This is a genomic window from Mesorhizobium sp. P2_H9, assembly GCF_056403215.1.
In genome coordinates this window covers 78,941-102,996 of the sequence record NZ_JBFUFX010000009.1, presented here as the reverse complement: position 1 = coordinate 102,996, position 24,056 = coordinate 78,941, and the positions used below count along the sequence as shown (strand labels likewise).

Below are 24,056 nucleotides of genomic sequence, written 5' to 3'. Positions count from 1 at the left end.
CCTGCCTGCCGGCATCCTCTCCCCGTATAGTGACGGGGAGAGGGGGCCTGTCGCCGACGGTTTCGCTAATCTCCAGCATCTCATGATGGCAAGGAGGATGCGGCCAGCCCTTTCTCCCCGTCACTATACGGGGAGAAATGCCCGGCAGGGCAATGAGGGGGCAGCGCGGACGGTTGCCCTTTATCAGGGTGCGATTTGCTTCCTTTGCTGCGTTTGTTCCCTTTACGTTCCAAATCAGCCCTGATAGCCTGACCGCCTGAAGGCATTGATGGTGGCGGCCTTGTCTTTCCCTTGCGAATCCGGTCTCTCGCGCTGATGGAATTCTCTCCCCAACAGGATGAGGCGCTGCAGGCAGTTGCGCGCTGGCTCAAAGAGGGCCGGCCGCAGCTGTTCCGGCTGTTCGGCTATGCCGGCACCGGCAAGACCACGCTGGCGCGCTATTTTGCCGAACATGTCGATGGCCAGGTGCAATTTGCTGCCTTCACCGGCAAGGCGGCGCAGGTGCTGCGCTCCAAGGGCGCGGTCAATGCCCGTACCATCCATTCGCTGATCTACAGGCCCAAGGGCGAGGAATCGGTGTCGGACGAGGTCACCGGCAAGACCTCGATGACGCCGACCTTTTCGCTCAATCGGCAAAGCCCGATCTCGCGCGCCAAACTTGTCGTCATCGACGAATGCTCGATGGTCGACGAGCAGCTTGGCCGCGACCTGATGAGTTTCGGCACGCCGATCCTTGTGCTCGGCGATCCCGGCCAGTTGCCGCCGATCTCCGGCGGCGGCTTCTTCACCGACCATGAGCCCGACATCCTGCTCACCGAAATCCACCGCCAGGCGCGCGACAATCCGATCCTGCGCTTGGCGCTCGACGTGCGCGAGGGCCGCGAATTCATGCGCGGCGACTATGGCACCGCGCAAGTGATCGGCAAGGAAGACGTTACCCAGGAGCTGGTGCTGAAGGCCGACCAGGTGCTGGTCGGCACCAACCGCACCCGCCGCCGCTACAATCAGCGCCTGCGCGAGTTGAAGGGCTTCAACGCCGACTACCCACAGGCCGGCGACAAGCTGGTCTGCCTGCGCAACGACCCGGCCAAGGGGCTGCTCAACGGCTCGCTGTGGAAGGTGATGACGTCGTCACGCGAAACGGTGAAGCCCGGCATCAACCTTCTGGTGTCGCCGGAAGAGGACGATCCGGACCGCGGCGTCGCCAAGATCAAGCTGCTCAAATCGGCGTTCGAGGATCCGGATGCCGATATTCCCTGGCAGCAGAAGAAGCGCTTCGACGATTTCGATTATGGCTACGCGCTGACCGTGCACAAGGCGCAGGGCTCGCAGTGGAACGAGATCGTGCTTTTCGATGAAAGCTGGGCGTTCAAGGAAACGCGCCAGCGCTGGCTCTACACCGCCATCACCCGCGCCGCCGAGAGGCTGACCATCGTCAGGTAGCTGATACGACCGGCTTGGCGCCGAGCCATAGCCAGGCGGCCGCTTCGTCTGCGGCGCTGAAATGCCTGAGATCGATGGATGGTGAAGCGGGCAGGAAGCTTTGCGCGTCGGCGACCCAGTTCGGCTTGCCGACCGCCGCGCAGCGTCCGATATGAGCCAATGCGTGGACGGTTCCCTGCTTTATCGTGTCGTCCGCGATGTCGGCCCAGTCGACGCCCTCGTGCTCGATCAGCCGCACCAGCGCGTCTATTCGGGCGTGGAGTGCGTAGGCTGCCTCCAGCAAACCAAACAGGTTTTCCGCGTCGGCGGCCGAGACATGGCCAACGATTTCGATGGCGAAAAGGTCCTCGCGGTCGGTATCGATGCGGCGGATCGCCGGCACAGTGTCGAGAAAATTCATGGCTGTCCTCAGCTTGCAGGGCACATACCTAACTGGAACACCCGAAACCCCCTGTCTGTTCCCATCAAAGGCAGTATAGATGCGCTGCAAATCTCTGTTTCCATGCATGTCGTTGCCCCAAAACCGCTGCGCAGTTTTGGGCGACAAGCACCAAACCGGACCCGAAGCCCATGCCTGCAAAGCTTTCTGTCAATCTCAACGCCATCGCCATGCTGCGCAACCGGCGCGACCTGCCATGGCCGAGCGTGATCGGGCTCGGGCGCCTTGCTCTTGCCGCCGGCGCGCATGGGCTGACGGTGCATCCGCGCCCCGACGAACGGCACACGCGGCACTCCGATTTGCCTCAGATCAGGGCGTTGATCGACGACGAGTTCCCCAAAGCGGAGTTCAACATCGAGGGTTACCCGAATGAGGATTTTCTGGTGCTCGTGGAAAAGCACCAGCCCGAACAGGTGACGCTGGTGCCCGACGACCCGTCGCAGGCGACCTCCGATCATGGCTGGAACTTTGTCGCCGAGGCTGCGTTCCTCACGCCCATCGTCAAGCGCCTGAAAAAGGCGGGGGTTCGCGTATCGCTGTTTTCCGACTCCGATCCTGAAGGCATTACGGCGGCGCGTGATACCGGCGCCGACCGGATCGAGCTCTATACTGGTCCCTATGGCAGCTGCCATTCCGATTTCGCCAAAGCAGCCAAGGAGCTGGAAAGATTGGGAAAAACCGCTGACGCAGCCCTTGCTGCCGGGCTCCAGGTTAATGCCGGGCACGACCTGGTGGTCAATAATTTGCCGGCACTGGCAAAGCGCATCCCGGCCTTGGCCGAAGTGTCAATCGGACATGGGTTGACAGCCGATGCGTTGGAGTATGGCATGGCCGGCACGGTGGGGCGGTTTCTGAAAGCTTGCGGGTGGTAGAGTGAAGAACCCTGGCGTTAAGGCATCGCAGCCATTACGTGAGGGCACTTGATATTGCATCGCAGCAAGCGTAGAGCACCGCGCGCTTATCGGAGTGTCGTCCATGGCCCTTACCAACACTGGTAGTGAGGCAGAACCCGTCGAACAATCGAGCCATCCAGAGATCGAACAGCATAGCACCAAGGTGTTGATGCTGGGCGCGCTCGGTGTGGTCTATGGCGACATCGGCACCAGCCCGATCTATGCCCTCCGTGAGGCTTTGCATGCCTCGTCCGGCGGCAATGTCGCCGAGCGCGGCGATATTCTCGGCGTGCTATCGCTGATCATCTGGTCGCTGACGATTACGGTCACAGTAAAATACATCATGTTCGTGCTCAGGGCCGACAACCGCGGCGAGGGCGGCGTGCTGTCGCTGATGGCGCTGGCACGCGGCAGTTTCCCGACACGCTCCGCGTTGATCCTCGGCATCGGCATCATCGGCGCCTCGCTGTTCTTCGGCGATGCCGTCATCACGCCGGCGATCTCGGTGCTTTCCGCCGTCGAAGGCATGAATGTCGTCACGCCCGCTTTCCAGCCTTATGTGGTGCCGCTCACATTGCTCATTCTCGCCGTGGTGTTCGCCGTGCAACGGTTCGGCACGGGCGGTGTGGGCCTGGTATTCGGCCCGGTGACCGCCGTATGGTTCCTTGCCATCGGCCTTTCCGGCCTCAACCACATCATCACAGATCCGGAAATCCTGTGGGCAATCAGTCCACACTATATCGTCGCCTTCCTGATCAATTCGCCCGACGTTTCCTTTGTGACCATCGGCGCCGTCTTCCTCGCCGTCACTGGCGCCGAGGCGCTCTATGCCGACCTTGGCCATTTCGGCCGCAAGCCGATCGTGCTCGCCTGGCTGGCGATCGTATTTCCATGTTTGCTGCTCAACTATGCGGGGCAAGGTGCATTTATCCTCGCCAATGGCGGCATCGTCGGCCATCCGTTCTTCGAAATGAACCAAGGCTGGTCGCTGATACCCATGGTGGTGCTGGCGACCGCCGCCACCGTGATCGCCAGCCAGGCGGTGATTTCGGGCGCCTTCTCCCTGACCAGGCAGGCGGTGCAGCTCAACATGCTGCCGCGCCTGGAAATCCTGCATACGTCGGAAAGACAGTCCGGCCAGATCTACATGCCGCGCGTCAACCTCTTGCTGGCGCTGGTGGTGATGCTTCTGGTGGTTGGCTTCGGTGAATCCAGCAAGCTGGCCTCGGCCTACGGTATCTCGGTGACCGGCAACATGCTGGTGACGACGGTGCTGCTCTTCGTCATCATGACGCGTATCTGGAAATGGAACCTCTGGGCGGCAATCGCAATGACGTCGGTATTCGCCTTCATCGACATCGGTTTCTTCGCCTCCAACATCGTCAAGGTGTTCGAGGGCGGCTGGGCGTCGCTGGCGGTGGCCTTCACCATCGTTCTGGCCATGGCGACCTGGGTGCGCGGCAGCCGCTATCTGTTCGACAAGACACGCAGGAACGAGATCCCGCTCGATTTCCTTGCCGCCAATTTGCTGAAGAAGAAGCCGCAGCTGGTGTCCGGCACGGCCGTGTTCCTGACCAGCGACCCGCAAAGCGCGCCGACCGCGTTGATGCACAGCCTGAAGCACTACAAGGTGCTGCACGAACAAAACGTCATCCTTTCGGTAGTGACGGCGCCGCAGCCCGTGGTGCCCGACAGCGAGCGCGTCAAAATGGAGACGGTCAACGAGCTGTTCATGCGGGTGACGCTGACCTTCGGTTATATGGAACAGCCCAACATTCCGCGCGCGCTGGCGATCTGCCGCAAGCAGGGCTGGAAGTTCGACATCATGACCACGTCGTTCTTCCTGTCGCGGCGTTCGCTCAAGGCTTCGCCCAATTCCGGCATGCCGGTGTGGCAGGACAAGCTGTTCATCGGCCTGGCGCGCACCGCCGCCGATGCGACGGAGTATTTCCAGATCCCCACCGGGCGCGTGGTCGAGATCGGAACGCAGGTGGCGATTTGAGGGTCTCGAACGCATAGAGCGGTTCATCGTTTCACGGAAACGCAGAGCCGCTCTATCTCGTTGTTTTAACGCAATTCCGGTCGGAAAACCGTTTCACACTTTTCCTGGAATTGCTCTGGATCATCGCGGAGGCGGGCATGAGCGGCGAACTGGTGCTTGTTACCGGCGGATCGGGTTTTCTCGGCGCTCACTGCATCCTGGCTTTGCTGGATGCAGGCTACCGCGTGCGCACCACGGTGCGATCAGCCAAGCGTGAAGCCGATGTTCTCGCTATGTTGAAGGTCGGCGGCGCCGAGCCCGGCGAAGCGCTTTCATTCGCCTATGCCGATCTGATGACCGACACGGGTTGGCCGGAAGCCGTCGCCGGATGCGCGTATGTTCTTCATGTCGCTTCGCCGTTCCCGCCCGATGTGCCCAGGCATGAAGACGATCTGATCATCCCGGCTCGCGAAGGCGCCCTGCGCGTGCTGCGGGCCGCGCGCGATGCCGGCGTCAAGCGCGTCGTGCTGACCTCGTCCTTCGCCGCCGTCGGCTATGGCCAGGCGCCGGTTGCCGGCCGTCCGTTCACGGAGGAGAACTGGAGCAACCTGGCGGAAAAGGTCAGCGCCTATGTGAAATCGAAAACGCTGGCGGAGCGGGCAGCGTGGGATTTCATTGCCGGTCAAGGCGGTGCATTGGAGCTGGCGGTCGTCAATCCGGTCGGGATCTTCGGACCGGTCCTGGGACCGGATCATTCGACCTCCACGGAGTTCATAGGACGCTTGATGGACGGCGCAATGCCGGGTCTGCCGCGCATGCTGTTCGGCGTGGTCGACGTCCGGGACGTGGCGGACCTGCATCTGCGCGCCATGACCAATTCGCTCGCCAAGGGCGAGCGGTTCCTGGCCATCAGCGGCGATTTCATGACGATGCTGGAGATTGCACAAACGCTGAAAGCCCGGTTGGGCACTGCGGCCTCGCGCGTGCCGACGCGAGTGCTGCCGGATTGGCTGGTGAGGATCGTCGGACTGTTCGACGGGCAGGCAGCCCAGATCGTGACCGAGCTCGGCAAGGCGAGGAACGCGACGGGGGCCAAGGCCATGCGCATGCTCGGCTGGGCGCCACGCTCGCGGGAAGAGGCCATCGTTGCAACCGGCGAAAGCCTGGTCCGGCTGGGATTGCTCAAGAGATCGAAGTAGCAGTGCGGGAAGCCGAACTCGAGTTCGGCTCCCCACAGCGCAGGCTTCAGCCGGCCAGGGCGGCCTTGTTGGCCTCGAGGAACTGCTTGAGCGTTTGCGGCTTCCTGCCGGACAGCGTCTCGACCGCGTCCGTCACCAGGTCGATGCGGCCTGAGCGCGTGTTGGTGTCGAAGGAAACGATGACGCTTGCGAAATCCTCGGGAACGCCGGCCGCTTTCACGCCTTCGATCAGGGCCTCTTCAGGCAGTTGGATGACGTCCAGCTTCTTGCCGGTGACTTCGCTGACCAGGGCGGCGATCTCGGCCGTCGTATAGGCTTGCGGGCCGGTCAGCGTGTAGGTCTTGCTGTCGGTCGAACCGGAAGCGAGGCCGGCGGCGATGGCTGCTGCCATGTCGTCGCGCGCACCATGGGCGACGCGGCCGTCGCCTGCCGACGTATACCACTGTCCCGAGGCAATGGCGTGCGGCAGCGCCATGAACAGGTTCTCCTGGTACCAGCCGTTGCGGAAGATCGTATGGGCAATACCGCTGGCTTTGATCGCCTGCTCGGTGCCGTAGTGGTCGCCGGCAAACAGCACCGGCGAACCCGGCTCCGGATTGGGCATCGAGGTGTAGAGCAGATGTGAAACGCCGGCCTGCTTCGCAGCGGTCACCGCCGCCTCGTGCTGCTTCAGACGCCTGCCGCTTTTGATGTCGAGATCGCTGGTCGAAATGATCAGCACCCTGTCGGCACCCTTGAATGCGTTTTCCAGCGAGGCCGCGTCGTTGAAGTCGGCGGCCCTGACAACGACGCCGCGCGCCGCCAGATCGGCCAGGCTTTCGGGATTGCGAGTGGTGGCGATGATGTTTGCCGGCGCAACCTTGTGCGTGTCCAGCAGATGATTGATGACGCCGCGGCCGAGCTGGCCGGCGGCGCCGGTGACGAGAAGGGTTTCGGTCATTGGGAGGTCCTGTCGTTGCGCCGAAGCGGCGGGTGCCTACATAGGTCTCAAAAAGAGACCAGCACTAAAATAGGAATTGACCGACCCCCGTAAAGAAGGCAGTTTTACGGGAGGTAGGCACAGGCAAGGAACCAGCCGTGGACAGCAGCATCGTCAATCTGAGGTCGAAACTCGAGATCTACAAAGCGCAGAGCGGCGGCGGAAATCTTGCCGATTGCCCGGTGCGCGATGTGATCCAGGGCATTAGCAGCCGATGGAGTTCGCTGTTGATGATGGCGCTTGCCGAAAAAAACTATCGCTTCGGCGAGTTGCGCCGCCTGGTGCCTGATATTTCGCAGCGCATGCTGACCCAGACGCTGTACGATCTGCAGCGCGATGGGTATGTGCATCGAGAAGTGTTTCCGACCAAACCGCCGAGCGTCGAATACAGTCTCACCGATCTGGGGCGCTCGATGTTCGGCGCCTTGCATCAGCTGATCCAGTGGGCCGAGCTCAACCACGATGCAGTGCGCAATGCGCGGGCTGTTTTTGATGCTGACCAGGCGTGAAAGCCCCGACCGCAACTTGATTTAGCGACACCGCTGAAGGATTGTCCGGCCTGGGCAAGACTCGGCGGGCAATGGGCATCTCTCTCGACATCGCGATTGCCGGCGCCGGGCCGGCCGGACTGGCCGCCGCTCTCTATCTGAAGCGCGCCGGGCACCGGGTCACCGTATTCGAGCGCTTCGAGGAGCCGAAGCCCGTCGGTTCCGGGCTGATCCTGCAGCCGACCGGGCTGACGGTGCTTGCCGATCTTGGCCTGCTCGACGACATCCTGGCGCTTGGCAGCCGCATCGACCGGCTGCATGGCGCCGACGCCAGCACCGGCCGCACCGTGCTCGCCGTGCGCTACGATGCGCAGAGCGGCGGACGCTTTGGGTTGGCGGTGCATCGGGCGGCGCTGTTCAACGTGTTGTTCCGCGCCGCGCAGCGCCAAGGCATAGCCATCGAAACCGGCGTCGAGATCGAGACGCTGGACGTGGGCGAGCGGGCGAGCCTGATCTTCGACAATGGCCGTAAGGCAGGGCCGTTCGACCTCGTCGTCGACGCCAGCGGCTCGCGCTCTAAGCTGCGCCAGTGCCTGAACGATCCAGCCGAGCCGCGGCCGCTTACCTACGGCGCGTTCTGGGCGTCGCTCGGCTGGCGCGAAGGGTTTGACGAGAACGCGCTGTTGCAGCGCTACGACAAGGCCAGCGTGATGATCGGCGTGTTGCCGATCGGCCGGCCGGAGCCGAGTGCTGAAAAGATGGCAGCGTTTTTCTGGAGTCTGAAGCCGGCGGATGTCGAACAGGTTCGGGCAGCAGGACTCGACGCCTGGAAAGCAAGACTGGTTTCGCTATGGCCGGAGTGCGAGGCGTTCACCAGCCAGATCGACAGTTTCGACCAGCTGTCGCTGGCGCGTTATGGCCATCACACGATGAAGCTGCCGGCCGGCCGGAGGCTGGCGGTGATCGGCGACGCCGCGCATTCGACCAGCCCGCAGCTCGGGCAGGGCGCTAACATGGCGCTGCTCGACGCGGCCGCGCTCAGCCATGCATTGGCACAAGCGGACAGCGTCGAGGCGGCGCTGGAAGCCTACGCCCGGGCGCGGCGATGGCATATCCGGGTCTTTCAACTGCTGTCGCTGGCGCTGACGCCATTCTACCAGTCGGACGGAACGATGCTGCCCTTTTTCCGTGACAGGCTGGTGGCGACCATCGCTAAAATCCCGCCAGTGCCAAGCGTGCTTGCCTCGATGGTGGCCGGCACCGTGATCGATCCGTTCAGGCGGATCGGGCTTGTTGAAGCGAAGTGGCTGGATCGTTTCGGCGAATGAGGGCCGACAGATGCGAGCCCTTGGCCAGCAGGAAGGCATCAAGGCGCTGCGGATAGTCGGGGGCGACCGCGTTCTTCACCGATTGGCGCTCGGCCAATGCCTTGCGCCAGGCCTGGACAAGCGGCTTGCCGCTCAGCATGCCGAAATCGGCGATGCGGTCGAAGGCATCGAAGTAGCGGAAGATCGGGCCGTAGACCGCATCGACGAGTGAAAAGCGCTCGCCGGCGAACCATGGCCCTGACCGATCGATACCATCCGCGAGTTCGGCTTCGAGACGATCGAACATCGCCGACAGCGCCTCGGCTTCGGCAAGCAGGGATCCTTGCGTCGGCGCCGAATAGAATCGTCCGATGGCGTTCAGGGTTGCCGAGCCGAATTCGATCCAGGCGCGGTGTCGGGCGCGGGCATAGGGATCGGCAGGGTGGAGTGGGTTGTCCTGTGTTTCCTCGAGGAATTCGAGGATGACGGCCGATTCGAAAATTACCGTTTCGTCGCTTTCATGCCGCACGCGCAGCAGCGGGACCTTGCCGAGCGGCGACATCGCCTTGAACCAGTCCGGCTTGTTGGCAAGATCGATGGTGACGCGCTCGAACGGCACGCCCTTCTCGGCCAGCGAAATCGCCGCGCGCTGCACATAGGGACAGAGATGGTGGCTGACCAGGATGAACTTGTCGGTCATCTCACTCTCCCCAGACATAGTTCAGGGCGCCGTCCTCGACGCGGGTGGAGAGGAACATCAGCCGGGAGGCTTTTGGCGCCGGGCCTTCGAGGCGGTCGCCGCTTTCCATATCGAACGAGGCGCCGTGCCACTGGCAGACGAGCTTGCCGTCCTTGCAGTCGAGCGGTCCGCCGAAATGCAGGCAGACATTGGCGGCGGCGCGGATCCGGTCGCCGCTGCGGTAGACATGCACCTCGCGGCCGAAGAACGGCGCGATCAGGCTGCCTGCTTGCGGGATGTCGGCGAGTTTGCAGATTTCGTGCTTCATCGGATTCTCCCTCAGTTAATGCAATTGCATCTATATAGATGCATGTGCATTGATCGTCAAGCTTGATGCAACTGCATCTATCGGTTAGGGTATGGCCATGACAGAGAAAGCCACGCCTTCGCCGGCGGCCATCAAAGGCTGGGCCCGCCTGATGCGGGTTTCACGCCAGTTGGTGGAAAGCGCCGAGGACGCGTTGAAGGCCGGTAGCCTGCCGCCGCTTGCCTGGTACGATGTGCTGCATGAGCTTGCCGAGGCGGGCGAGGGTGGGCTGCGGCCGTTCCAACTCATCGAGCGCACCTTGTTTGCGCAATACAACATCTCGCGGCTGCTGGCGCGGCTCGAGGCCGATGGGCTGGTCGAGAAGCTCAGGGTTGCCGATGACGGCCGTGGCCAGACCATCCGCATCACCGCCAAGGGCCGCGAGACGCGCCGCCAGATGTGGGCGGTCTATGGAAAGTCGATCGCCGAACTGGTCGGCGCCAGGCTCTCGCCGGTTGAGCTCGACACATTGTCGGGTCTGCTTGGACGGCTGCGACTTCCACCCGCAAGCGACTGAGCCAAGGCCTTAGCGGGCATTGGGCATCTGCAGTTGGTGATTTTTTCCGTATCGGCTCTTGCACCGGCAGCCGGATTGCGCAATATGCCGAACCGTAACGTACGGTACGCCTCTGGGTAAATCCCCAGACATCATCGGGCAGGAAACAGTCTTGTTGCAGGCAAGCGCCGACATCGACAGCAGCGAAGCACTGACAGAACGGCAGAAGGCCGTGCTGGATGCCGCACTTCGCCTGCTGGTCGAGGAGGGCGATCATTTGACCATGACCGCCGTGGCGCGGCGGGCGAGCTGTTCCAAGGAAACGCTCTACAAATGGTTCGGCGACCGCGACGGGCTGTTGACGGCGACGGTGCAGTGGCAGGCCTCGAAGGTGCGGGTGGCACAGGTCGACCGCAAGGGTCTCGATCTCGCCTCGCTGACAGCGAGCCTCGAGCGCTTCGCTTGCGACTGGCTCAAGGTGATCTCCAGCGACACCTCGATCGCGCTCAACCGCGTGGCGGTTGGTCATGCGGGTTCCGGCAAGGACGATCTTGGCGCCATCGTGCTGGAGAATGGTCGCTTTGCGCTGGCGAGGCGGCTGAAGCCGGTGCTGGAAGCGGGCAAGCAAGCGGGGTTTCTCGACTTTACGGATGCCGAAACGGCGTTCCGGACCTTTTTCGGGCTGGTCGCCCGCGATGTGCAGATCCGTCTGCTGCTCGGCGACCGGCTGGAATCGACTGAAGCGGCAATCGGCGGCGATGCCGCGCGGGCGACGCAGCAGTTTCTCGCTCTCTACGGAGCAAAAACCGGGCCGCAGGGCCTCTGATTTTCAAAACGGGAAGGAAGCAAAAGATGCGTGTTTATTACGATCGCGACGCCGATCTCAACCTGATCAAGGGCAAGAAGGTCGCCATCATCGGCTATGGCAGCCAGGGTAGGGCGCATGCGCTCAACCTCAAGGATTCCGGCGCCAAGGAGATCGCCATCGGCCTCAAGGCCGGCTCGGCGACGGCCAAGAAGGTCGAGGCCGACGGGCTCAAGGTGATGAGCGTGGCGGACGCCGCCAAATGGGCTGACCTGATGATGATGGCGACACCTGACGAATTGCAGGCCGACATCTACAAGAACGAGATCGCACCGAACATCCGCGACGGCGCGGCGATCGCTTTCGCCCACGGCCTCAACGTGCATTTCGGCCTGATCGAGCCGAAGTCGACCGTCGATGTCGTCATGATCGCGCCGAAGGGGCCTGGCCACACGGTGCGCGGCGAATACCAGAAGGGCGGCGGCGTGCCGTGCCTGGTCGCCGTCAACCAGGACGCCTCGGGCAACGCGCTCGATCTCGCTCTGTCCTACGCCTGCGGCGTCGGCGGCGGCCGTTCGGGCATCATCGAGACCAATTTCCGCGAGGAATGCGAGACCGATCTGTTCGGCGAACAGGTGGTTTTGTGCGGCGGTCTTGTCGAGCTGATCCGCGCCGGTTTCGAGACGCTGGTGGAAGCCGGCTACGCGCCTGAAATGGCCTATTTCGAGTGCCTGCACGAGGTCAAGTTGATCGTCGACCTGATCTATGAAGGCGGCATCGCCAACATGAACTACTCGATCTCGAACACCGCCGAATGGGGCGAATATGTCTCGGGTCCGCGCATCATCACCGCCGACACCAAGGCCGAGATGAAGCGCGTGCTGAAGGACATCCAGACCGGCAAGTTCACCTCGGAGTGGATGCAGGAATACCGCGCCGGCATGTCGCGCTTCAAAGGCATCCGCCGCAACAATGACAGCCACCAGATCGAGGAAGTCGGCGCCAAGCTGCGCGCGATGATGCCGTGGATTTCCAAGAACAAGCTGGTCGACAAGGCGAAGAACTAGTTCGCGATTTCACCACTGCACAAGAAAAGCCGGCGGAGCGATCCGCCGGCTTTTTGCGATCGTGCCACTCCGGCACGAAAGAGACTGGCACGAAACTCGCTTCGCTGTCCTCATCGACAACGGGGCTGGAACGATGCAGATGACAATTGACAGCAACGCGATCAGCGAGCGCCGCGTGGATCGGCGGCGGCGCGCACTCAAAGGCGCAGTGCTGCGCTTCAACAGAGGCTTTGGCACGATGGAAGGCGTCGTGCGCAATGAGTCCGAAAATGGGACACTGCTGAGCTTCGGCGATGCAACCGGCGTGCCTTCGGGGTTCGATCTGGCGATCAACGGTGCGGCGCGAAGCCGTGCAGCACGCGTGTGCTGGCGCTCGATGACGCTTGTCGGCGTCGAATTCGTCGACTGAGGCCCGCGCTCTCAAGGTCTTTTGAACAGACGCGTTGTTCTCAACATCCATGCTATGCGTGTGCGGGGTAGGACCAATCGACATGTCGATTGGGCACGCAGTGCCAGGGGGTGAGTGTTGGATATCAAGTTTCTGTTGATCGGGTTCGCATGCCTGGTCGCCGGTGGGCTCAGCCTTGTGACGTTGTTGAAGTGGCGAGAGGTGCGGGCGGTCAGTCGCTGGTTGCCGACGCCGGGCAAGATCATCTCGTCACGAGTGGAGGCGCGCGAGGTGACGAGCTCGGGATCCGGCTCGGACAGCAGCACTTCGACCGAGATCCGCAACTTTCCGGCGATCACCTTCCAGTACAAGGTGGGCGGCAAGTCATTTCAAAGTTCGCATTACAGCGTGCAGGAGAACCTCGGAAATTTCGAGGTGCCTGAAACGTTGGCGCGGTTTCCCAAGGGGGCCGCTGTTACCGTTTTCTACGACCCGTCCAATCCGGCCAAGGCCGTGATCGAGCGCACCATGCCCGAAGGCGCCTTCAAGTTCATGGCCACGCTCTCCGTGGGCCTGGTGGTTGGCGCTCTCGTGCTGGTCTTTTCCGTCGGCGGTGCGCTGGAAGCGATCGGGCCGCATTTGCCCAAGCCGCAGAATCTTAGCGCCGCAGTGCTGCTGCTGGTCATGGGATTGTTCATCCTGCGCATGGGCTTTGCCCAGAAGTCGCTGGCGGAACAGGCGGCCAAATGGCCTGTCACCGCCGGGCGCATCGACACGTCCGGCCTGCAGGAATTTCAAACCCGCAACAGTGGCTACCGCCCCTGGCGCACGGTCTTCAAATCCCGAATCGTCTACAGCTATAGCGTCGCCGGCCAGCGCTACAGCGCCGATCGCGTCGCCTTCGGTGGAAAGCTGACGGCCACGCTGCCCAGTCTCGTCGGCGGCCAGGCGAAGCGCTATGTCGAGGGCAGCAAGGTCGATGTGCACTATGATCCCGCCAATCCCGCCGCGGCCGTGCTCGAATGCAAGGTCTTGGGGCTCTGGGTTCTGTGGGTCTCGGCCGCCGGCTTCCTTGGCGGGGCAGCGTTGCTCGTCGGGCTGATCTAGGGGACAAAGTCGACTGTCTTCAGCATTTGACCAGCGGTCCGCTGTCGAAGCCAGGCCAGGTCAACCGCAGCAGCGCTCGGTCGGTAACGATATGGATGACACGGGAGAATGGCTCTTCGGCCGATGAATCGGAGCCGTAGCACTGGCTCGCCCGCACCAGCCAGCCTGTGGCGTCCTTGCGAAATTTCGCCTGCTCGCAGCCGAGATCGGGAGCCGAAAGGGCTTTCCGGTAAAGAGTGTAGACGGTCTGGCGCTGGACCTCGGCGGCAGCCGTGCAGTTCAGCCGATCGCTCGACCAGGTGCCGACATAGGGCTCGGCGCCGAGGGCAGGACCGCCCAGAAATGCGCATATCGAGATCGTCACCATCAGACGCTGCATCACCGGATTTCTTTCCCTTTGGCCACGACCCTGGGACAGCGCGGCCTGGGATGCCTTCACCTTGACTGGATGCAGCGATGAATAGAAGCGTGAGATTGTTCGCCCCCGCCCTGCTGGCGCTTGTGGCCATGTCTGGCGGGGCGCATGCCGCCAAAGGCAAGCCGTCGCGTCCGCCTGTCGACAAATGCGCCTGGGAAAGGCTGGCGGACCAGGGCGTCGGACTTGCCGCCTGGGTGCAGCGCTGCGATTTCGGCTTTCGCCAGATCCATTTCGAGTTTGTCGGCAGAGCACTTGCCATCAAATACAGCGATGGCGGCGCGGCCGATCCTCTGGTCGAGGTCTTCGATGTCCGGCACGGTGAAGCCGCCGAGGCTGCATTGCAGCGCATATTCCAGGAGAAGACGGATAAGGCCGTCGCCAAGCGCTGCGAGCTGAAGCCCTACAGCGAAGGGACCACGCCGGCGGGCGTCACCCGATACATTTTCAGCCCCAACGCCGCCTATGCCAAGGAGTTGAAAGCCCTCGCCAATCCCGATGAGGTTGGTGAGCCGCCTTGCGGCGAATGGGGTGAAGCCCCCGACGGCATCCAGTATTTCGAGGTGCAATCGTCCGAGCCGGGCAGGTTACTGTTTGTTCGCATCGGCCAGGACGAACCCTTGTTTGACGAGCAGACACTGAAAATCCTGCCGCCGGGCTAGAGGCGCGTTCTCCGACTGCAAAGAGCGCGCTTCCCGGGCGTTCAGCCGTAATGCCAGTGAGGTTTTGGCTCGGTGCCGGTGAACAGCACGCCGATGCGGTCGTCGCGGCTGGGGAACCTACGCGGGCACCAGCCCGTGGCGCAGCATGACCTCCTTCGCCTTGGCCAGGTCGGGTTTGCCGGGGACATTGATCACCTCGGCAATCTCGTCGAAGTAGCGGCGCCCGATAGACCCCGGCGTCATCACGGCCAAAGTCCGCGACACACCGTCGTGCAGGTTCTCGTGGTGGTGGACGCTTCCACGCGGAATGAAGATGGCATCGCCGGCGCCGAGCTCCTGCTTTCGGCCATCAACGGTGATCGTCAAAATGCCCTCCAGCCCATACAGCGTTTCGTCCGCCTCCTGATGGTAGTGGGGCGCCGGTACGCGGGCGCGGGAGGGGACAACGAATTCAAACACGGTTGCACCCTTGTCGGTGACCAGGAAGCGCAATTCCAGCTCACCGATCCTCAAGACGCTCTGCGTACTACCCGCTTCCATCGACATGCTCCTTGTTGTAAAGTGGTTTTACAGAATTTGTAAAAGGACTTTACAATGTTGTCAACGACCAATCAGACGGCAGAACCGCCGGAGCCCGACAGACAGCTGCGCCCGCCCTTCTTCGGGGCTCTCCTGCGCATCACCTGGCAGCATGTTCGCAACCAGATGCACGAGGCCATTCATGCCGCCGGCTTCACCGACTTCCAGGACGCTCACTTCGCCGTGTTCTCCTATCCCCTTCCGGATGGCGTAAGGCCGTCGGAACTGGCTCGCCAGAGGCGAATGTCGAGGCAGGCGGTCAACTACCTCCTCATCCAGCTCGAGGAGCTCGGCTATATTGAGCGGCGCTCTCCCGAGGGCAGCGACCGGCGCCTCATCTATGTGAGCGAGCGCGGGTGGCAGCTTGTCGAGACGATTTTCACCTGCCTGCGGCGGTTGCACGCGGAATGGGCGAAGGAGATCGGTGAGGAGCGGTTCAACGGCTTCCTTGACGTGTTGAAGCAGCTGTCCGCGAGGGCGCAGGAGGAAGACTTCAAAAATCCAGGCTAGCAGTCGCTACTAGAGCCTGTTCCATCCCGATGGGATCGGGATGGGGCTCTATCTCTTTGGAGCATGATCTTTTCCGAAAACCGGTTCCCACTTTTCGGGATCATGCTCTAGCCGAATGATCGCGGCGGCGTGCTGCACGTCACTTGGCTCGCGGTTCCGCTCAGCCGTAGTGCCAGTGAGGTTTCGGCTCGGTGCCGGTGAACTCGACGCCGATGCGGTCGTCGCGGCGCCAGCGGACCAAGGTCTTGTAGCCGATGCCGTCGGTTGGCACATAGAGCAGGAATTCGTCCGGCACGCGCGCGCCAACCGCCACTTTCAGCTCGGCGCCGCCGGCATGCATGTTGCGCACCGTGCATTTGACCTCGGAATTGGTCAGGCCGGTCAGGATCGTCGCGCCCTTGAGGACACGCTGCCTGCGTTTGTCTCTGTGTTCGTCGTCGGCCATCGCACAAAAATCCCGGGCGATCCTCGCATGGGGAGCGGTCTGATCAATTGATCGATAGACCTGTCGGATAAACATAGCGTTAGCGTCGGGGATGCTGCGCAGATTTTGTGGTGCCTGTTGCACGAAAAACGGCGCCGCGATGCGCGGCGCCGTGGGGAATTCGCCAGGCTGGCTTGCTTAGCTATAGGGCGACCAGCACTGCTGGCGAGGGCCGCCATAGGGCTGGAAGCTGTTGTCCCAGGCGCGATACGACCGGTAGCGATCGTAGCACCACTGAACATGGGCGCTGGAAAGCCGCTGCGTCCGATAGTGGCGGCGCGGTGCCGGCGCAACGTACTCATAGTTGTTGAAGTACTGGTAGGCGGGTATCCCGAGGCCGAGGCCGAGATAGATCGAGGAATCGTTGAAATGACGGCGATGGTGGTGGCGCCGCCAGCGCCAGTCATCGTTGTTCCAGTTGCCATTGTCCCAATCGTTCGACCTGAAGAAACGGCGCTCGCCGAAATTGTTGGACCACCGACGGCCATCGTGAAGGCGCCAGTTCCAATCTTCCTCGGATTGCCTGTTGCCGGCCCACTCGTCGCGGACAGGTGTGATTTCCGGCGCCGCGGCATTGGCCGGGACCGATAGATCGGGTTGCAGGACAGGGCCGGCCAGGGATGGGGCCGTCAGGCCCGCCAAAAGGCCCAAGGTCATCAAACTGGACCGGACAGAAGACAAAAAGAGCGAGTTCATTGCACTCTCCTGGAGATACAGGCCCCACGCCCAGACTACCCCGGGGAAGAACCGTATTGATGGAACTTTCCGTCTGAACGGAGGATGAACGGAAAGGTTCCATCAACCATGACGGGCATGGAAGCGGCCCCTTGTCTTCGTGCCCGCTTGCAGGCAAAGGTCACGGTCATGTCGCTGCGTCTTGCCACCTTCAATGTCGAAAACCTGATGAACAGGTTCGATTTCTCCGGCTATCGCAACCAGCTCAACGAAGACCGCACGCTGGCGCTTTTCGACATCCAGAGCGAGGCCGAATACAAGATGCTGGAGCAGGCCCGCGCCATCGCGCAGTCCGACGACACGCGCCAGCTGACGGCGCTGGCCATAGCTGCGACGCGCGCGGACATCATCTGCATGCAGGAGGTCGACAATATCGAGGCGCTGAAGGCTTTCGAATACGGCTATCTGTTCAAGATGGTGGGGCAGGGCTACCGGCAGAAATACACCACCGCTGGCAATGATTCGCGCGGCATCGACGTTGCCGTGATGATGCGCAACGAGACCGCGCAGGGCCAGCCGATCGAATTCGTGCGCATGACCAGCCATGCCTACGTCACGTTCGAGCAGTTCGGCCTGCACACGCCGGAGCTGGCGGCACTGGGAAACCAGGCCAATGAGCGCATCTTCCGGCGCGATTGTCTGGAGATCGACGTGACCGTCGGTGGCGTGCCGCTGACGCTCTATCTCGTCCATTTCAAATCGATGGGCTCGCCCCGCAACGGCCTCGACGGGCGCGAGGCGACGATGCCGGTACGCATCGCCGAGGCGCAAGCGGTGCGTCGCATCATCGAAGAGCGTTTCAGCAAGGACCATGCCGCCGACAAGCGCTGGGCGATCTGCGGCGACATGAACGATTACCGGCAACGGGTGAAGATCGAGGGTGACAATATCGATGGCTATCGCTTCACGGTGGTCGACGAGAGCCAGTCCTGCCTCAACGTGCTCACCGCTGGAGGCTTTTGCGAAAACGTCGTCGAGCGGCGGCCGGAAATGGACCGCTGGAGCTTTTATCACACGCGCGGACCGGAAGAGCGGCATCTGTGCCAGCTCGACTATATCCTGTTGTCGAAGGGGCTGGCCGCCAGCAACGCGACAGCCGTTCCCGACATCATCCGCAACGGCCAACCCTGGCGCACCATATTCCCGGCGGGACAGGCGGTGGACCGCTTTCCGCGCGCCGGCTGGGACCGGCCGAAGGCCTCCGACCATTGCCCGGTGGCGATCACCCTGGATATGGTCTGAGGGCGTTGAGTTTCGATCTGCCACGCAACGTCATCCTGCCGGTCGATGCCATCGACGTCCGGCTCGATCCTGGCCCCCACCCATTCGCGCTGGATAATGCAGAGGCGATTGCCGAAAACTGGCAGCGCGAGACAACAACCAACCCGGCGCTGTTCGACGGCACGGTGGTGTTGCTCTCGCAACTTGCTTGGCGCGACAACCGCCTCGTCGGCCGCTGCCACGCCGTCGGCTATTCGACCTTTATGCTTTGGCGCAAGCGGCGCGAGAATTCCGGTGCCGAGCACGCCTATGCGCATGCGATGCTCGTGGCCGGCGACAATGCGCTGGTGGCGATCCGCATGGGCGCGCACACGGTCAATGCCGGCCGCGTCTATTTCGCCGCCGGCTCGTTCGAACCGATCGATTTTCGCGACGGGCTGGTCGATGTCGATTTCAATATGATCCGTGAGGTGCGCGAAGAGACCGGCCTCGACCTGTCCGGTGCCGAACGCGGCAAGCGCTGGCATGCCCTGTCGACCAATAGCGGCACCGTGATCTTCCGCCGCTATCACCAGACTACGCCCGCCGACGAGATCGCTCAACGCATCAGCGCCTTCGTCGCGACCGAGGCCGATCCGGAGATCGAGGGGCCAGTCATCATCCGCCATGCCACCGACCTGCCGGACGGGCTATCGCCGCACATGAAGCCGCTGGTCGAGTGGCATTTTGCGGGTGGTGAACTGGACCCCGGCCTGTGATGTCGCCGAGCGGTGACTCGTCGTCAGAGTGAGCGCCTGAATCGAAACCGAACTACGGGAAGAGTGGCGGCAGCGCGTCGTACTGCGAGCTGCTAGGTTCGTCCGCTGGGACCACCGCTTGGTTCGGCCGGTTCGGAAGGCGGGCGCCGTCGTCCTTGTAGTAATAGCTGTAGCCGTTGATGGCTGGGGCGCCACCCAGATGCGCGTAGAGAACTCTGGAGCCCTCAGGGAAAAAGCCTTTCGCAGTTAGATCGATCAGGCCCTGCATCGATTTCCCCTCGTACACCGGATCCGTGATCATGGCCTCCGTTCGGGCTGCCAGCCTGATCGCATCGTTCGTGGCGTCCGACGGAACGCCATAGGCCGGATAGGCATAGTCCGGATTGATCACGATTTCGTCGTCGCGCACAGTGCGGCCAAGCCCGACGAGGGCGGCGGTGTCGTCGACGATGCGGCGGACCTGCGCGCGGGTCTGGTCTGGTGTCCCGGAGGCGTCGATGCCGATCACCCGGTCGGCGCGGTCTTGTGCGGCGAAGCCAACGATCATGCCGGCCTGCGTCGAACCAGTGACGACGCAGACGATGATGTAGTCGAAGGTGAAACCGAGCTCGGCCTCCTGGCTCGCTACCTCCTCGGCGAAGCCGACATAGCCCAGCCCGCCGAACTTGTGCACCGAGGCGCCGGCCGGGATTGGATAGGGCTTGCCACCTGCGTCTTTGACCGACTGGATCGCGTCCTCCCAGCTCTTGCGGATGCCGATGTCGAAACCGTCGTCGACGAGCCGGCAGTCCGCACCCATCAGGCGCGTCATCAGGATGTTTCCGACCCGATCGTAGACGGCATCATAGTGGGGCACCCACTTCTCCTGGATCACCACGCACCTCATGCCGATCTTGGCGGCCGTCGCGGCGACCATGCGCGTATGGTTCGACTGGACACCGCCAATCGACACCAGCGTGTCGGCGCCGGAGCGAATAGCGTCAGGCACGATGTATTCGAGCTTTCGCAGTTTGTTTCCGCCCATTGCGAGCCCGGAATTGCAATCGTCACGCTTGGCGTAAACCTGCACCTTCCCGCCCAGCGCCGCGCTCAGCCGCGGCAGATGCTCGATCGGCGTGGGGCCGAAGGTCAGCGGATAGCGTTCGAACTTTGCGAGAAGTGACATCGATCTGTCTCCGCCGTGGTCGTTTTCTATGGGCTGATCATAAGCGGACTCATGCGAGAGGTGCTCTCGAACTTGCTTATGGAATTTACACGCAATACAAAAAATTGCAGTATCATTGGACTAATCATCCACTTGGATCCTAAAAAATGGAAGAATCTTCCGATGAAGCTCTCGACCGCGTCGACGTCAGGATCCTGCGCCTCCTTCAGGCCGAGGGACGGCTGACCAATGCGGACCTGGCGACCCGCGTGAATGTCAGCGCAGCCACCTGCCATCGGCGCACACAACGCCTGTTCGATGAAGGCTACATCAAAGGGGTCAGGGCCGAGATCGCGCCCGCTGCGGTGGGGCTTGGTGCGCTGGTGATGGTCGGCGTCGTGCTCGACCGCTCGACACCAGAAAGCTTCGCCGCTTTCGAGGCGGCCGTGCACGAGCTCAAAGAGGTGTTGGATTGCAATCTCGTGGCGGGCGACTTCGACTATCTGTTGAAGATAAGAGTTCGCGACATGGCGGATTTCAACAAGCTCCACGGGCAGAAGCTGATTGCGCTACCTGGTGTTCGGCAAACCCGGACTTTCTTCGTCATGAAGGAGGTCAAGGAGAATGCGCGGCTTCCGTTTTGACGGCGGGGTCAGCCTTGCCCCTTGTTCTGCGCCGCCTTGCGGTCGTTGCGGGCGGCGACGAAAAACAGCAGGACGCCAAGACCCAGCAACCCGCCCATCGCCATTCCCATGGTCTGGCCGACGACCTGCTGGAAATCAGCGTGGACGCGATCCGGATTGGCCATGCCGTAGCGGGCGAGATACCACCAGAGGCCTGCCAGTGCGGCCTCGATGATGAACATCACCAAGATCAGTCGTGCCTTCTTGCTCATGCGTTGTTCGCCCCCGACCAGGATATCTTGCCTTAAGGCCAGGAGATCGCCGAGTCGATCGAATCTGCATCGAAATAATGTCGATTTGGGAGCGAGGGCGGCTGGCAAAACAGCACGCGCTCGGCCTCCCCTTGCATGCCGCCAATTCGTCTGCTAGATACTGAACCATATGGTTCAGTATATTCGCCCCCATCTCGATGCCTCGTTCGCCGCGCTCTCGGACACCACCCGACGCGGCGTGCTGGAGCAGCTCGGACGTTCCGATGCTTCGATCACGGAGCTCGCCGAGAAGTTCCACATGACCCTCACGGGCATGAAGAAGCATGTCGGCGTCTTGGAGCAGGCGGGGCTCGTCACCACGGAAAAGGTCGGGCGCGTGCGGACCTGCACGCTCGGCCGGCGCCGACTGGAGGAAGAGGCGGCATGGATCGAGAGGTACCGCCAGGTCTGGGACGCACGCTTCGACGCGTTGGACAAGGTTGTCGAGGAATTGAAACAGAAGAAGCGAGAGTGAGCCCATGAACAACCGCACCACGGTCGAACGGAAGTCCGACCGAGAGCTGGTCGTTACGCGAACCATCAACGGCCCGGCGCGCATCGTGTTCGAGGCGTGGACCAAGCCCGAGCTGTTCAAGCGGTGGTGGGCGCCGAAGTCGATGGGCATGTTCCTGCGTTCCTGCGAGATGGATGTTCGTACCGGTGGCACGTACCGTCTGGTGTTCGGCCACGATCCCGCAAACTCTGACGAGTTCTTCGGCAGGTATGTCGAAGTGATACCGCACTCGCGCATCGTCTGGACCTCTGGACCAATGACGAAGGTGGTGACGTTGGACCCGTCACCACGGTGACCTTCGAGGAAAAGGGTGGCAAGACGCTGCTGGTCCTGCACGAACTCTATCCCTCGAAGGAAGCTCTCGACGCTGCCGGGACCGGGGCGGCGGATGCGATGGGCGAGCAGTTCGAGCAACTGGATGAACTTCTCGTCGCCCTGGGTGCGGGCGGGGGAGGGTCATGAAGTCGTCCGCGCATGGAGCAGCGTTGACCGGTCGCTGATCGGTACGGCGACAGCGATGGAGCTGGCCTGGTCTTACTCGTGCCGCAGCGCGTCGATCGGATCGAGGCGGGCGCCGCGCAGCGCCGGGAAAAAGCCGAACACCATGCCGATCAGCGCGGAAAAACCGACGGCGAGCAGGATCACCGCCGGGCTCGGCGCGAAGGGGATGGCCAGTGTCAGCGAGGCAAGGCCGGCCAGCGCCAGGCCGATCAGGATGCCGATGATGCCGCCGAGCAACGACAGCACCGTGGCTTCGACCAGGAATTGGATGAGGATGTGCTTTTCGTGCGCACCGATGGCGAGCCGGATGCCGATCTCGCGGGTGCGCTCGGTGACCGAGACCAGCATGATGTTCATGATGCCGATGCCGCCGACCAGCAGGCTGACGCCGGCGACAGCGCCCAGCATGCCGGTCATGGTGGTGGTGGCGCTGGCCATGGCGTCGGCAATCTGGGTCATGTCGCGGATCGAGAAATCATCCTCGCGGTCGGGCGTGATGCGGCGCGTGTCGCGCAAGATGTCCTCGACGCGCGTTTGCAATTCGCTGGTCGGCGTCCTGTCGTCGGCGGCGACATAGATGTTGTCGATGTCGCGATTGCCGGCGATGCGGCGCTGGTATGCGGCAAGCGGAATCAACACGACATTGTCCTGGTCCTGGCCAAAACCGGTATAGCCCTTCGGCTCCAGCAGGCCGATGATCTTGCAGGAGGTGCGGTTGACGCGGATGATCTCGCCTTCGGGGTCGCCGGCGCCGAAGAATTGTTGGCGTACCGTCTCGCCGATCAGGCACACGCCGGTGCCCGAGCGTGTCTCGGAATCGCTGAACGCGCGTCCCGAAACCAGCTTCCAGTCGCGCGCATCGAGATAGGCGCTGTCGGTGCCGGTGACGCCAGAGGTCAGGCTCTGGGTGCCGAAGATGACGCGGACCTGTTTTTGCGAGGCCGGCGAAATGGCGCGCGCCCCGGTCAAATGCGCGACCAGTGCGGCAAGATCCTTTTCGGCCAGCGGGCGGACGACCTGGTCGAGTCCGCCCGGTCCGCCGGGGCCAGCCGGGCGGCCGGAGCGGACGACAAGCAGATTGCTGCCGAGCTTGGAGATGTCAGCCTTGACCTTTTCGGTGGTGCCCGAGCCGATGGTCAGCATGGCGATGACTGCGGCGACGCCGATGACGATGCCGAGCAACGTCAGGAAAGAGCGCAGCACGTTGCGGCGGATGGAGCGGAGCGAGAGGCGGACGGTTTCCCAGAGCATGGTTATGCCATTTCCCGCTTCACGGTGTCGGAGGCGACGTGGCCGTCGAGGAAGCGGATCGTGCGCTCGGCGTAGCCGGCGACATCGGCCTCATGCGTGACCATGGCAATGGTCAGGCCGAGCTCGGTGTTGAGCCGCGTCAACAGCTCCATGATCTCATGCGTGCGTGCGGTGTCGAGATTGCCGGTCGGCTCGTCGGCGACGAGCAGCGTCGGCCTGGTGACTATGGCGCGCGCGATCGCCACGCGCTGCTGCTGGCCGCCTGAGAGTTCGGCCGGCGTGTGGTGCTCGCGGCCGACGAGGCCGACCTGCGCCAGCGCCTGCATGGCGAGATCGCGCCGCTCGCGGCTTGCCACGCCGCGATAGATCAGCGGCAGTTCGACGTTTTCCGCCGCCGTGGTGCGCGGCAAGAGATTGTAGCCCTGGAAGACGAATCCGATATAGAGATTGCGCAGCAGAGCGCGGCGGTTGCGGTCGAGCCGGCCGGCATCGACGCCCATGAACGAGTAGGTTCCCGCCGTCGGCGTGTCTAGGCAGCCGATGATGTTCATCGCCGTCGACTTGCCGGAGCCGGACGGACCCATGATGGCGACGAATTCACCGCGGCGGATGGCGAAATCGACACCGGCCAGCGCATGCACCTTGGCCTCGCCCTGGCCATAGGTCTTCCAGACCTGGTCGAAGCTGATGAGGGTCGCGCCCGCCGCCAC

29 protein-coding genes and 1 pseudogene are annotated in these 24,056 nt (G+C 62.6%); 18 read left to right on the top strand and 12 right to left on the bottom strand.

Going from position 1 to position 24,056, the window contains the following annotated elements; genetic code table 11:
- Positions 1-315: 315 nt before the first annotated feature.
- Positions 316-1,443 carry an ATP-dependent DNA helicase gene (locus AC1DXN_RS17725; protein ID WP_477277108.1) on the top strand — a complete coding sequence of 376 codons (1,128 nt, stop codon included), beginning with the start codon at positions 316-318 and terminating at the stop codon, positions 1,441-1,443.
- Here the strand turns inward: AC1DXN_RS17725 and AC1DXN_RS17720 are convergent.
- Positions 1,436-1,843, bottom strand: coding sequence for a SpoIIAA family protein (locus tag AC1DXN_RS17720; protein WP_477277106.1), 408 nt, complete (start codon positions 1,841-1,843; stop codon positions 1,436-1,438). The two genes, AC1DXN_RS17725 and AC1DXN_RS17720, sit on opposite strands and share 8 nt — an antisense overlap.
- A 170-nt stretch (positions 1,844-2,013) precedes the next feature.
- Here AC1DXN_RS17720 and AC1DXN_RS17715 point away from each other — a divergent pair, with 170 nt between their 5' ends.
- The 3 genes from AC1DXN_RS17715 (at position 2,014) to AC1DXN_RS17705 (ending at position 5,955) form a co-directional block, all read left to right on the top strand.
- On the top strand, positions 2,014-2,754 hold the full coding sequence (locus tag AC1DXN_RS17715; protein WP_477277104.1) for a pyridoxine 5'-phosphate synthase: 741 nt from the start codon (positions 2,014-2,016) through the stop codon (positions 2,752-2,754).
- 103 nt (positions 2,755-2,857) lie between these two features.
- Complete coding sequence (locus AC1DXN_RS17710) at positions 2,858-4,777, top strand: potassium transporter Kup (protein WP_477277102.1); 1,920 nt, start codon at positions 2,858-2,860, stop codon at positions 4,775-4,777.
- A 137-nt stretch (positions 4,778-4,914) separates the two neighbouring features.
- Positions 4,915-5,955, top strand: a complete 1,041-nt coding sequence (locus AC1DXN_RS17705; RefSeq protein WP_477277100.1) for an SDR family oxidoreductase — start codon at positions 4,915-4,917, stop codon at positions 5,953-5,955.
- Between the two features lie 46 nt (positions 5,956-6,001).
- Here AC1DXN_RS17705 and AC1DXN_RS17700 read toward each other — a convergent pair whose 3' ends face one another.
- A complete protein-coding gene (locus AC1DXN_RS17700) occupies positions 6,002-6,895 on the bottom strand; it encodes an SDR family oxidoreductase (protein WP_477277098.1) in 894 nt (297 codons plus the stop codon).
- Between the two features lie 158 nt (positions 6,896-7,053).
- Between AC1DXN_RS17700 and AC1DXN_RS17695 the strand changes: the two genes are divergently transcribed.
- Together AC1DXN_RS17695 and AC1DXN_RS17690 are read left to right on the top strand one after the other, a co-directional pair.
- Complete coding sequence (locus AC1DXN_RS17695; RefSeq protein WP_477277271.1) at positions 7,054-7,443, top strand: winged helix-turn-helix transcriptional regulator; 390 nt, start codon at positions 7,054-7,056, stop codon at positions 7,441-7,443.
- Between the two features lie 71 nt (positions 7,444-7,514).
- The gene (locus AC1DXN_RS17690) at positions 7,515-8,750 is read left to right on the top strand and encodes an FAD-dependent oxidoreductase (RefSeq protein ID WP_477277096.1); all 1,236 of its coding nucleotides are present in this window, start codon (positions 7,515-7,517) and stop codon (positions 8,748-8,750) included.
- On the opposite strand, the gene AC1DXN_RS17685 is transcribed toward AC1DXN_RS17690, so the two are convergent.
- Positions 8,698-9,429, bottom strand: coding sequence for a glutathione S-transferase family protein (locus AC1DXN_RS17685; protein ID WP_477277095.1), 732 nt, complete (start codon positions 9,427-9,429; stop codon positions 8,698-8,700). The genes AC1DXN_RS17690 and AC1DXN_RS17685 overlap by 53 nt on opposite strands.
- Position 9,430: 1 nt before the next feature.
- The gene (locus AC1DXN_RS17680) at positions 9,431-9,736 is read right to left on the bottom strand and encodes a Rieske (2Fe-2S) protein (RefSeq protein WP_477277093.1); all 306 of its coding nucleotides are present in this window, start codon (positions 9,734-9,736) and stop codon (positions 9,431-9,433) included.
- Between the two features lie 97 nt (positions 9,737-9,833).
- Here AC1DXN_RS17680 and AC1DXN_RS17675 point away from each other — a divergent pair, with 97 nt between their 5' ends.
- The 5 genes from AC1DXN_RS17675 to AC1DXN_RS17655 all read left to right on the top strand — a co-directional run bounded on the left by AC1DXN_RS17675 (position 9,834) and on the right by AC1DXN_RS17655 (position 13,638).
- Positions 9,834-10,292, top strand: coding sequence for a MarR family winged helix-turn-helix transcriptional regulator (locus tag AC1DXN_RS17675; RefSeq protein WP_477277091.1), 459 nt, complete (start codon positions 9,834-9,836; stop codon positions 10,290-10,292).
- Positions 10,293-10,446: 154 nt separating this feature from the next.
- Positions 10,447-11,097 (top strand): TetR/AcrR family transcriptional regulator, encoded by a 651-nt coding sequence (locus AC1DXN_RS17670; protein WP_477277269.1) that lies wholly within the window; start codon positions 10,447-10,449, stop codon positions 11,095-11,097.
- Positions 11,098-11,123: 26 nt separating this feature from the next.
- Positions 11,124-12,143 carry a ketol-acid reductoisomerase gene (gene ilvC, locus AC1DXN_RS17665; RefSeq protein WP_477244814.1) on the top strand — a complete coding sequence of 340 codons (1,020 nt, stop codon included), beginning with the start codon at positions 11,124-11,126 and terminating at the stop codon, positions 12,141-12,143.
- A 139-nt stretch (positions 12,144-12,282) separates the two neighbouring features.
- Positions 12,283-12,552: a hypothetical protein gene (locus AC1DXN_RS17660; RefSeq protein WP_477277089.1), complete on the top strand. Its 270-nt coding sequence runs from the start codon at positions 12,283-12,285 to the stop codon at positions 12,550-12,552.
- Between the two features lie 117 nt (positions 12,553-12,669).
- The gene (locus AC1DXN_RS17655; RefSeq protein WP_477277087.1) at positions 12,670-13,638 is read left to right on the top strand and encodes a DUF3592 domain-containing protein; all 969 of its coding nucleotides are present in this window, start codon (positions 12,670-12,672) and stop codon (positions 13,636-13,638) included.
- A 19-nt stretch (positions 13,639-13,657) separates the two neighbouring features.
- On the opposite strand, the gene AC1DXN_RS17650 is transcribed toward AC1DXN_RS17655, so the two are convergent.
- Positions 13,658-14,017, bottom strand: a complete 360-nt coding sequence (locus AC1DXN_RS17650; RefSeq protein ID WP_477277086.1) for a hypothetical protein — start codon at positions 14,015-14,017, stop codon at positions 13,658-13,660.
- A gap of 89 nt (positions 14,018-14,106) precedes the next feature.
- Between AC1DXN_RS17650 and AC1DXN_RS17645 the strand changes: the two genes are divergently transcribed.
- Positions 14,107-14,715: a hypothetical protein gene (locus tag AC1DXN_RS17645; protein ID WP_477277084.1), complete on the top strand. Its 609-nt coding sequence runs from the start codon at positions 14,107-14,109 to the stop codon at positions 14,713-14,715.
- Between the two features lie 117 nt (positions 14,716-14,832).
- Here the strand turns inward: AC1DXN_RS17645 and AC1DXN_RS17640 are convergent, their stop codons facing one another.
- Positions 14,833-15,255: a cupin domain-containing protein gene (locus tag AC1DXN_RS17640; RefSeq protein WP_477277082.1), complete on the bottom strand. Its 423-nt coding sequence runs from the start codon at positions 15,253-15,255 to the stop codon at positions 14,833-14,835.
- Positions 15,256-15,309: 54 nt separating this feature from the next.
- Between AC1DXN_RS17640 and AC1DXN_RS17635 the strand changes: the two genes are divergently transcribed.
- A complete protein-coding gene (locus AC1DXN_RS17635) occupies positions 15,310-15,804 on the top strand; it encodes a MarR family winged helix-turn-helix transcriptional regulator (RefSeq protein ID WP_477277080.1) in 495 nt (164 codons plus the stop codon).
- 160 nt (positions 15,805-15,964) lie between these two features.
- Here the strand turns inward: AC1DXN_RS17635 and AC1DXN_RS17630 are convergent, their stop codons facing one another.
- Together AC1DXN_RS17630 and AC1DXN_RS17625 are read right to left on the bottom strand one after the other, a co-directional pair.
- Positions 15,965-16,249: a PilZ domain-containing protein gene (locus AC1DXN_RS17630; RefSeq protein ID WP_477277078.1), complete on the bottom strand. Its 285-nt coding sequence runs from the start codon at positions 16,247-16,249 to the stop codon at positions 15,965-15,967.
- Positions 16,250-16,426: 177 nt separating this feature from the next.
- The gene (locus AC1DXN_RS17625; RefSeq protein WP_477277076.1) at positions 16,427-16,984 is read right to left on the bottom strand and encodes a BA14K family protein; all 558 of its coding nucleotides are present in this window, start codon (positions 16,982-16,984) and stop codon (positions 16,427-16,429) included.
- A 168-nt stretch (positions 16,985-17,152) separates the two neighbouring features.
- On the opposite strand from AC1DXN_RS17625, the gene AC1DXN_RS17620 reads away from it, so the two are divergent.
- Both AC1DXN_RS17620 and AC1DXN_RS17615 read left to right on the top strand, forming a co-directional pair.
- Entirely contained in the window at positions 17,153-18,265 is a 1,113-nt protein-coding gene (locus AC1DXN_RS17620) for an endonuclease/exonuclease/phosphatase family protein (RefSeq protein ID WP_477277074.1), read from the top strand.
- A gap of 5 nt (positions 18,266-18,270) precedes the next feature.
- Positions 18,271-19,002 (top strand): hypothetical protein, encoded by a 732-nt coding sequence (locus tag AC1DXN_RS17615; protein WP_477277071.1) that lies wholly within the window; start codon positions 18,271-18,273, stop codon positions 19,000-19,002.
- Positions 19,003-19,054: 52 nt separating this feature from the next.
- Here AC1DXN_RS17615 and AC1DXN_RS17610 read toward each other — a convergent pair whose 3' ends face one another.
- Entirely contained in the window at positions 19,055-20,167 is a 1,113-nt protein-coding gene (locus AC1DXN_RS17610) for a 1-aminocyclopropane-1-carboxylate deaminase (RefSeq protein WP_477277069.1), read from the bottom strand.
- 146 nt (positions 20,168-20,313) lie between these two features.
- Between AC1DXN_RS17610 and AC1DXN_RS17605 the strand changes: the two genes are divergently transcribed.
- Positions 20,314-20,790 carry an Lrp/AsnC family transcriptional regulator gene (locus tag AC1DXN_RS17605; protein WP_477277067.1) on the top strand — a complete coding sequence of 159 codons (477 nt, stop codon included), beginning with the start codon at positions 20,314-20,316 and terminating at the stop codon, positions 20,788-20,790.
- A gap of 8 nt (positions 20,791-20,798) precedes the next feature.
- On the opposite strand, the gene AC1DXN_RS17600 is transcribed toward AC1DXN_RS17605, so the two are convergent.
- A complete protein-coding gene (locus AC1DXN_RS17600; RefSeq protein WP_477277065.1) occupies positions 20,799-21,041 on the bottom strand; it encodes a hypothetical protein in 243 nt (80 codons plus the stop codon).
- A gap of 169 nt (positions 21,042-21,210) precedes the next feature.
- Between AC1DXN_RS17600 and AC1DXN_RS17595 the strand changes: the two genes are divergently transcribed.
- Positions 21,211-21,555, top strand: a complete 345-nt coding sequence (locus AC1DXN_RS17595; protein ID WP_477277063.1) for an ArsR/SmtB family transcription factor — start codon at positions 21,211-21,213, stop codon at positions 21,553-21,555.
- Between the two features lie 4 nt (positions 21,556-21,559).
- Positions 21,560-22,056, top strand: a pseudogene (locus AC1DXN_RS17590) (SRPBCC domain-containing protein).
- 72 nt (positions 22,057-22,128) lie between these two features.
- Here the strand turns inward: AC1DXN_RS17590 and AC1DXN_RS17585 are convergent.
- Together AC1DXN_RS17585 and AC1DXN_RS17580 are read right to left on the bottom strand one after the other, a co-directional pair.
- Entirely contained in the window at positions 22,129-23,346 is a 1,218-nt protein-coding gene (locus AC1DXN_RS17585) for an ABC transporter permease (protein ID WP_477277062.1), read from the bottom strand.
- A gap of 2 nt (positions 23,347-23,348) precedes the next feature.
- Positions 23,349-24,056 carry an ABC transporter ATP-binding protein gene (locus AC1DXN_RS17580; RefSeq protein WP_477277060.1) on the bottom strand — a complete coding sequence of 236 codons (708 nt, stop codon included), beginning with the start codon at positions 24,054-24,056 and terminating at the stop codon, positions 23,349-23,351.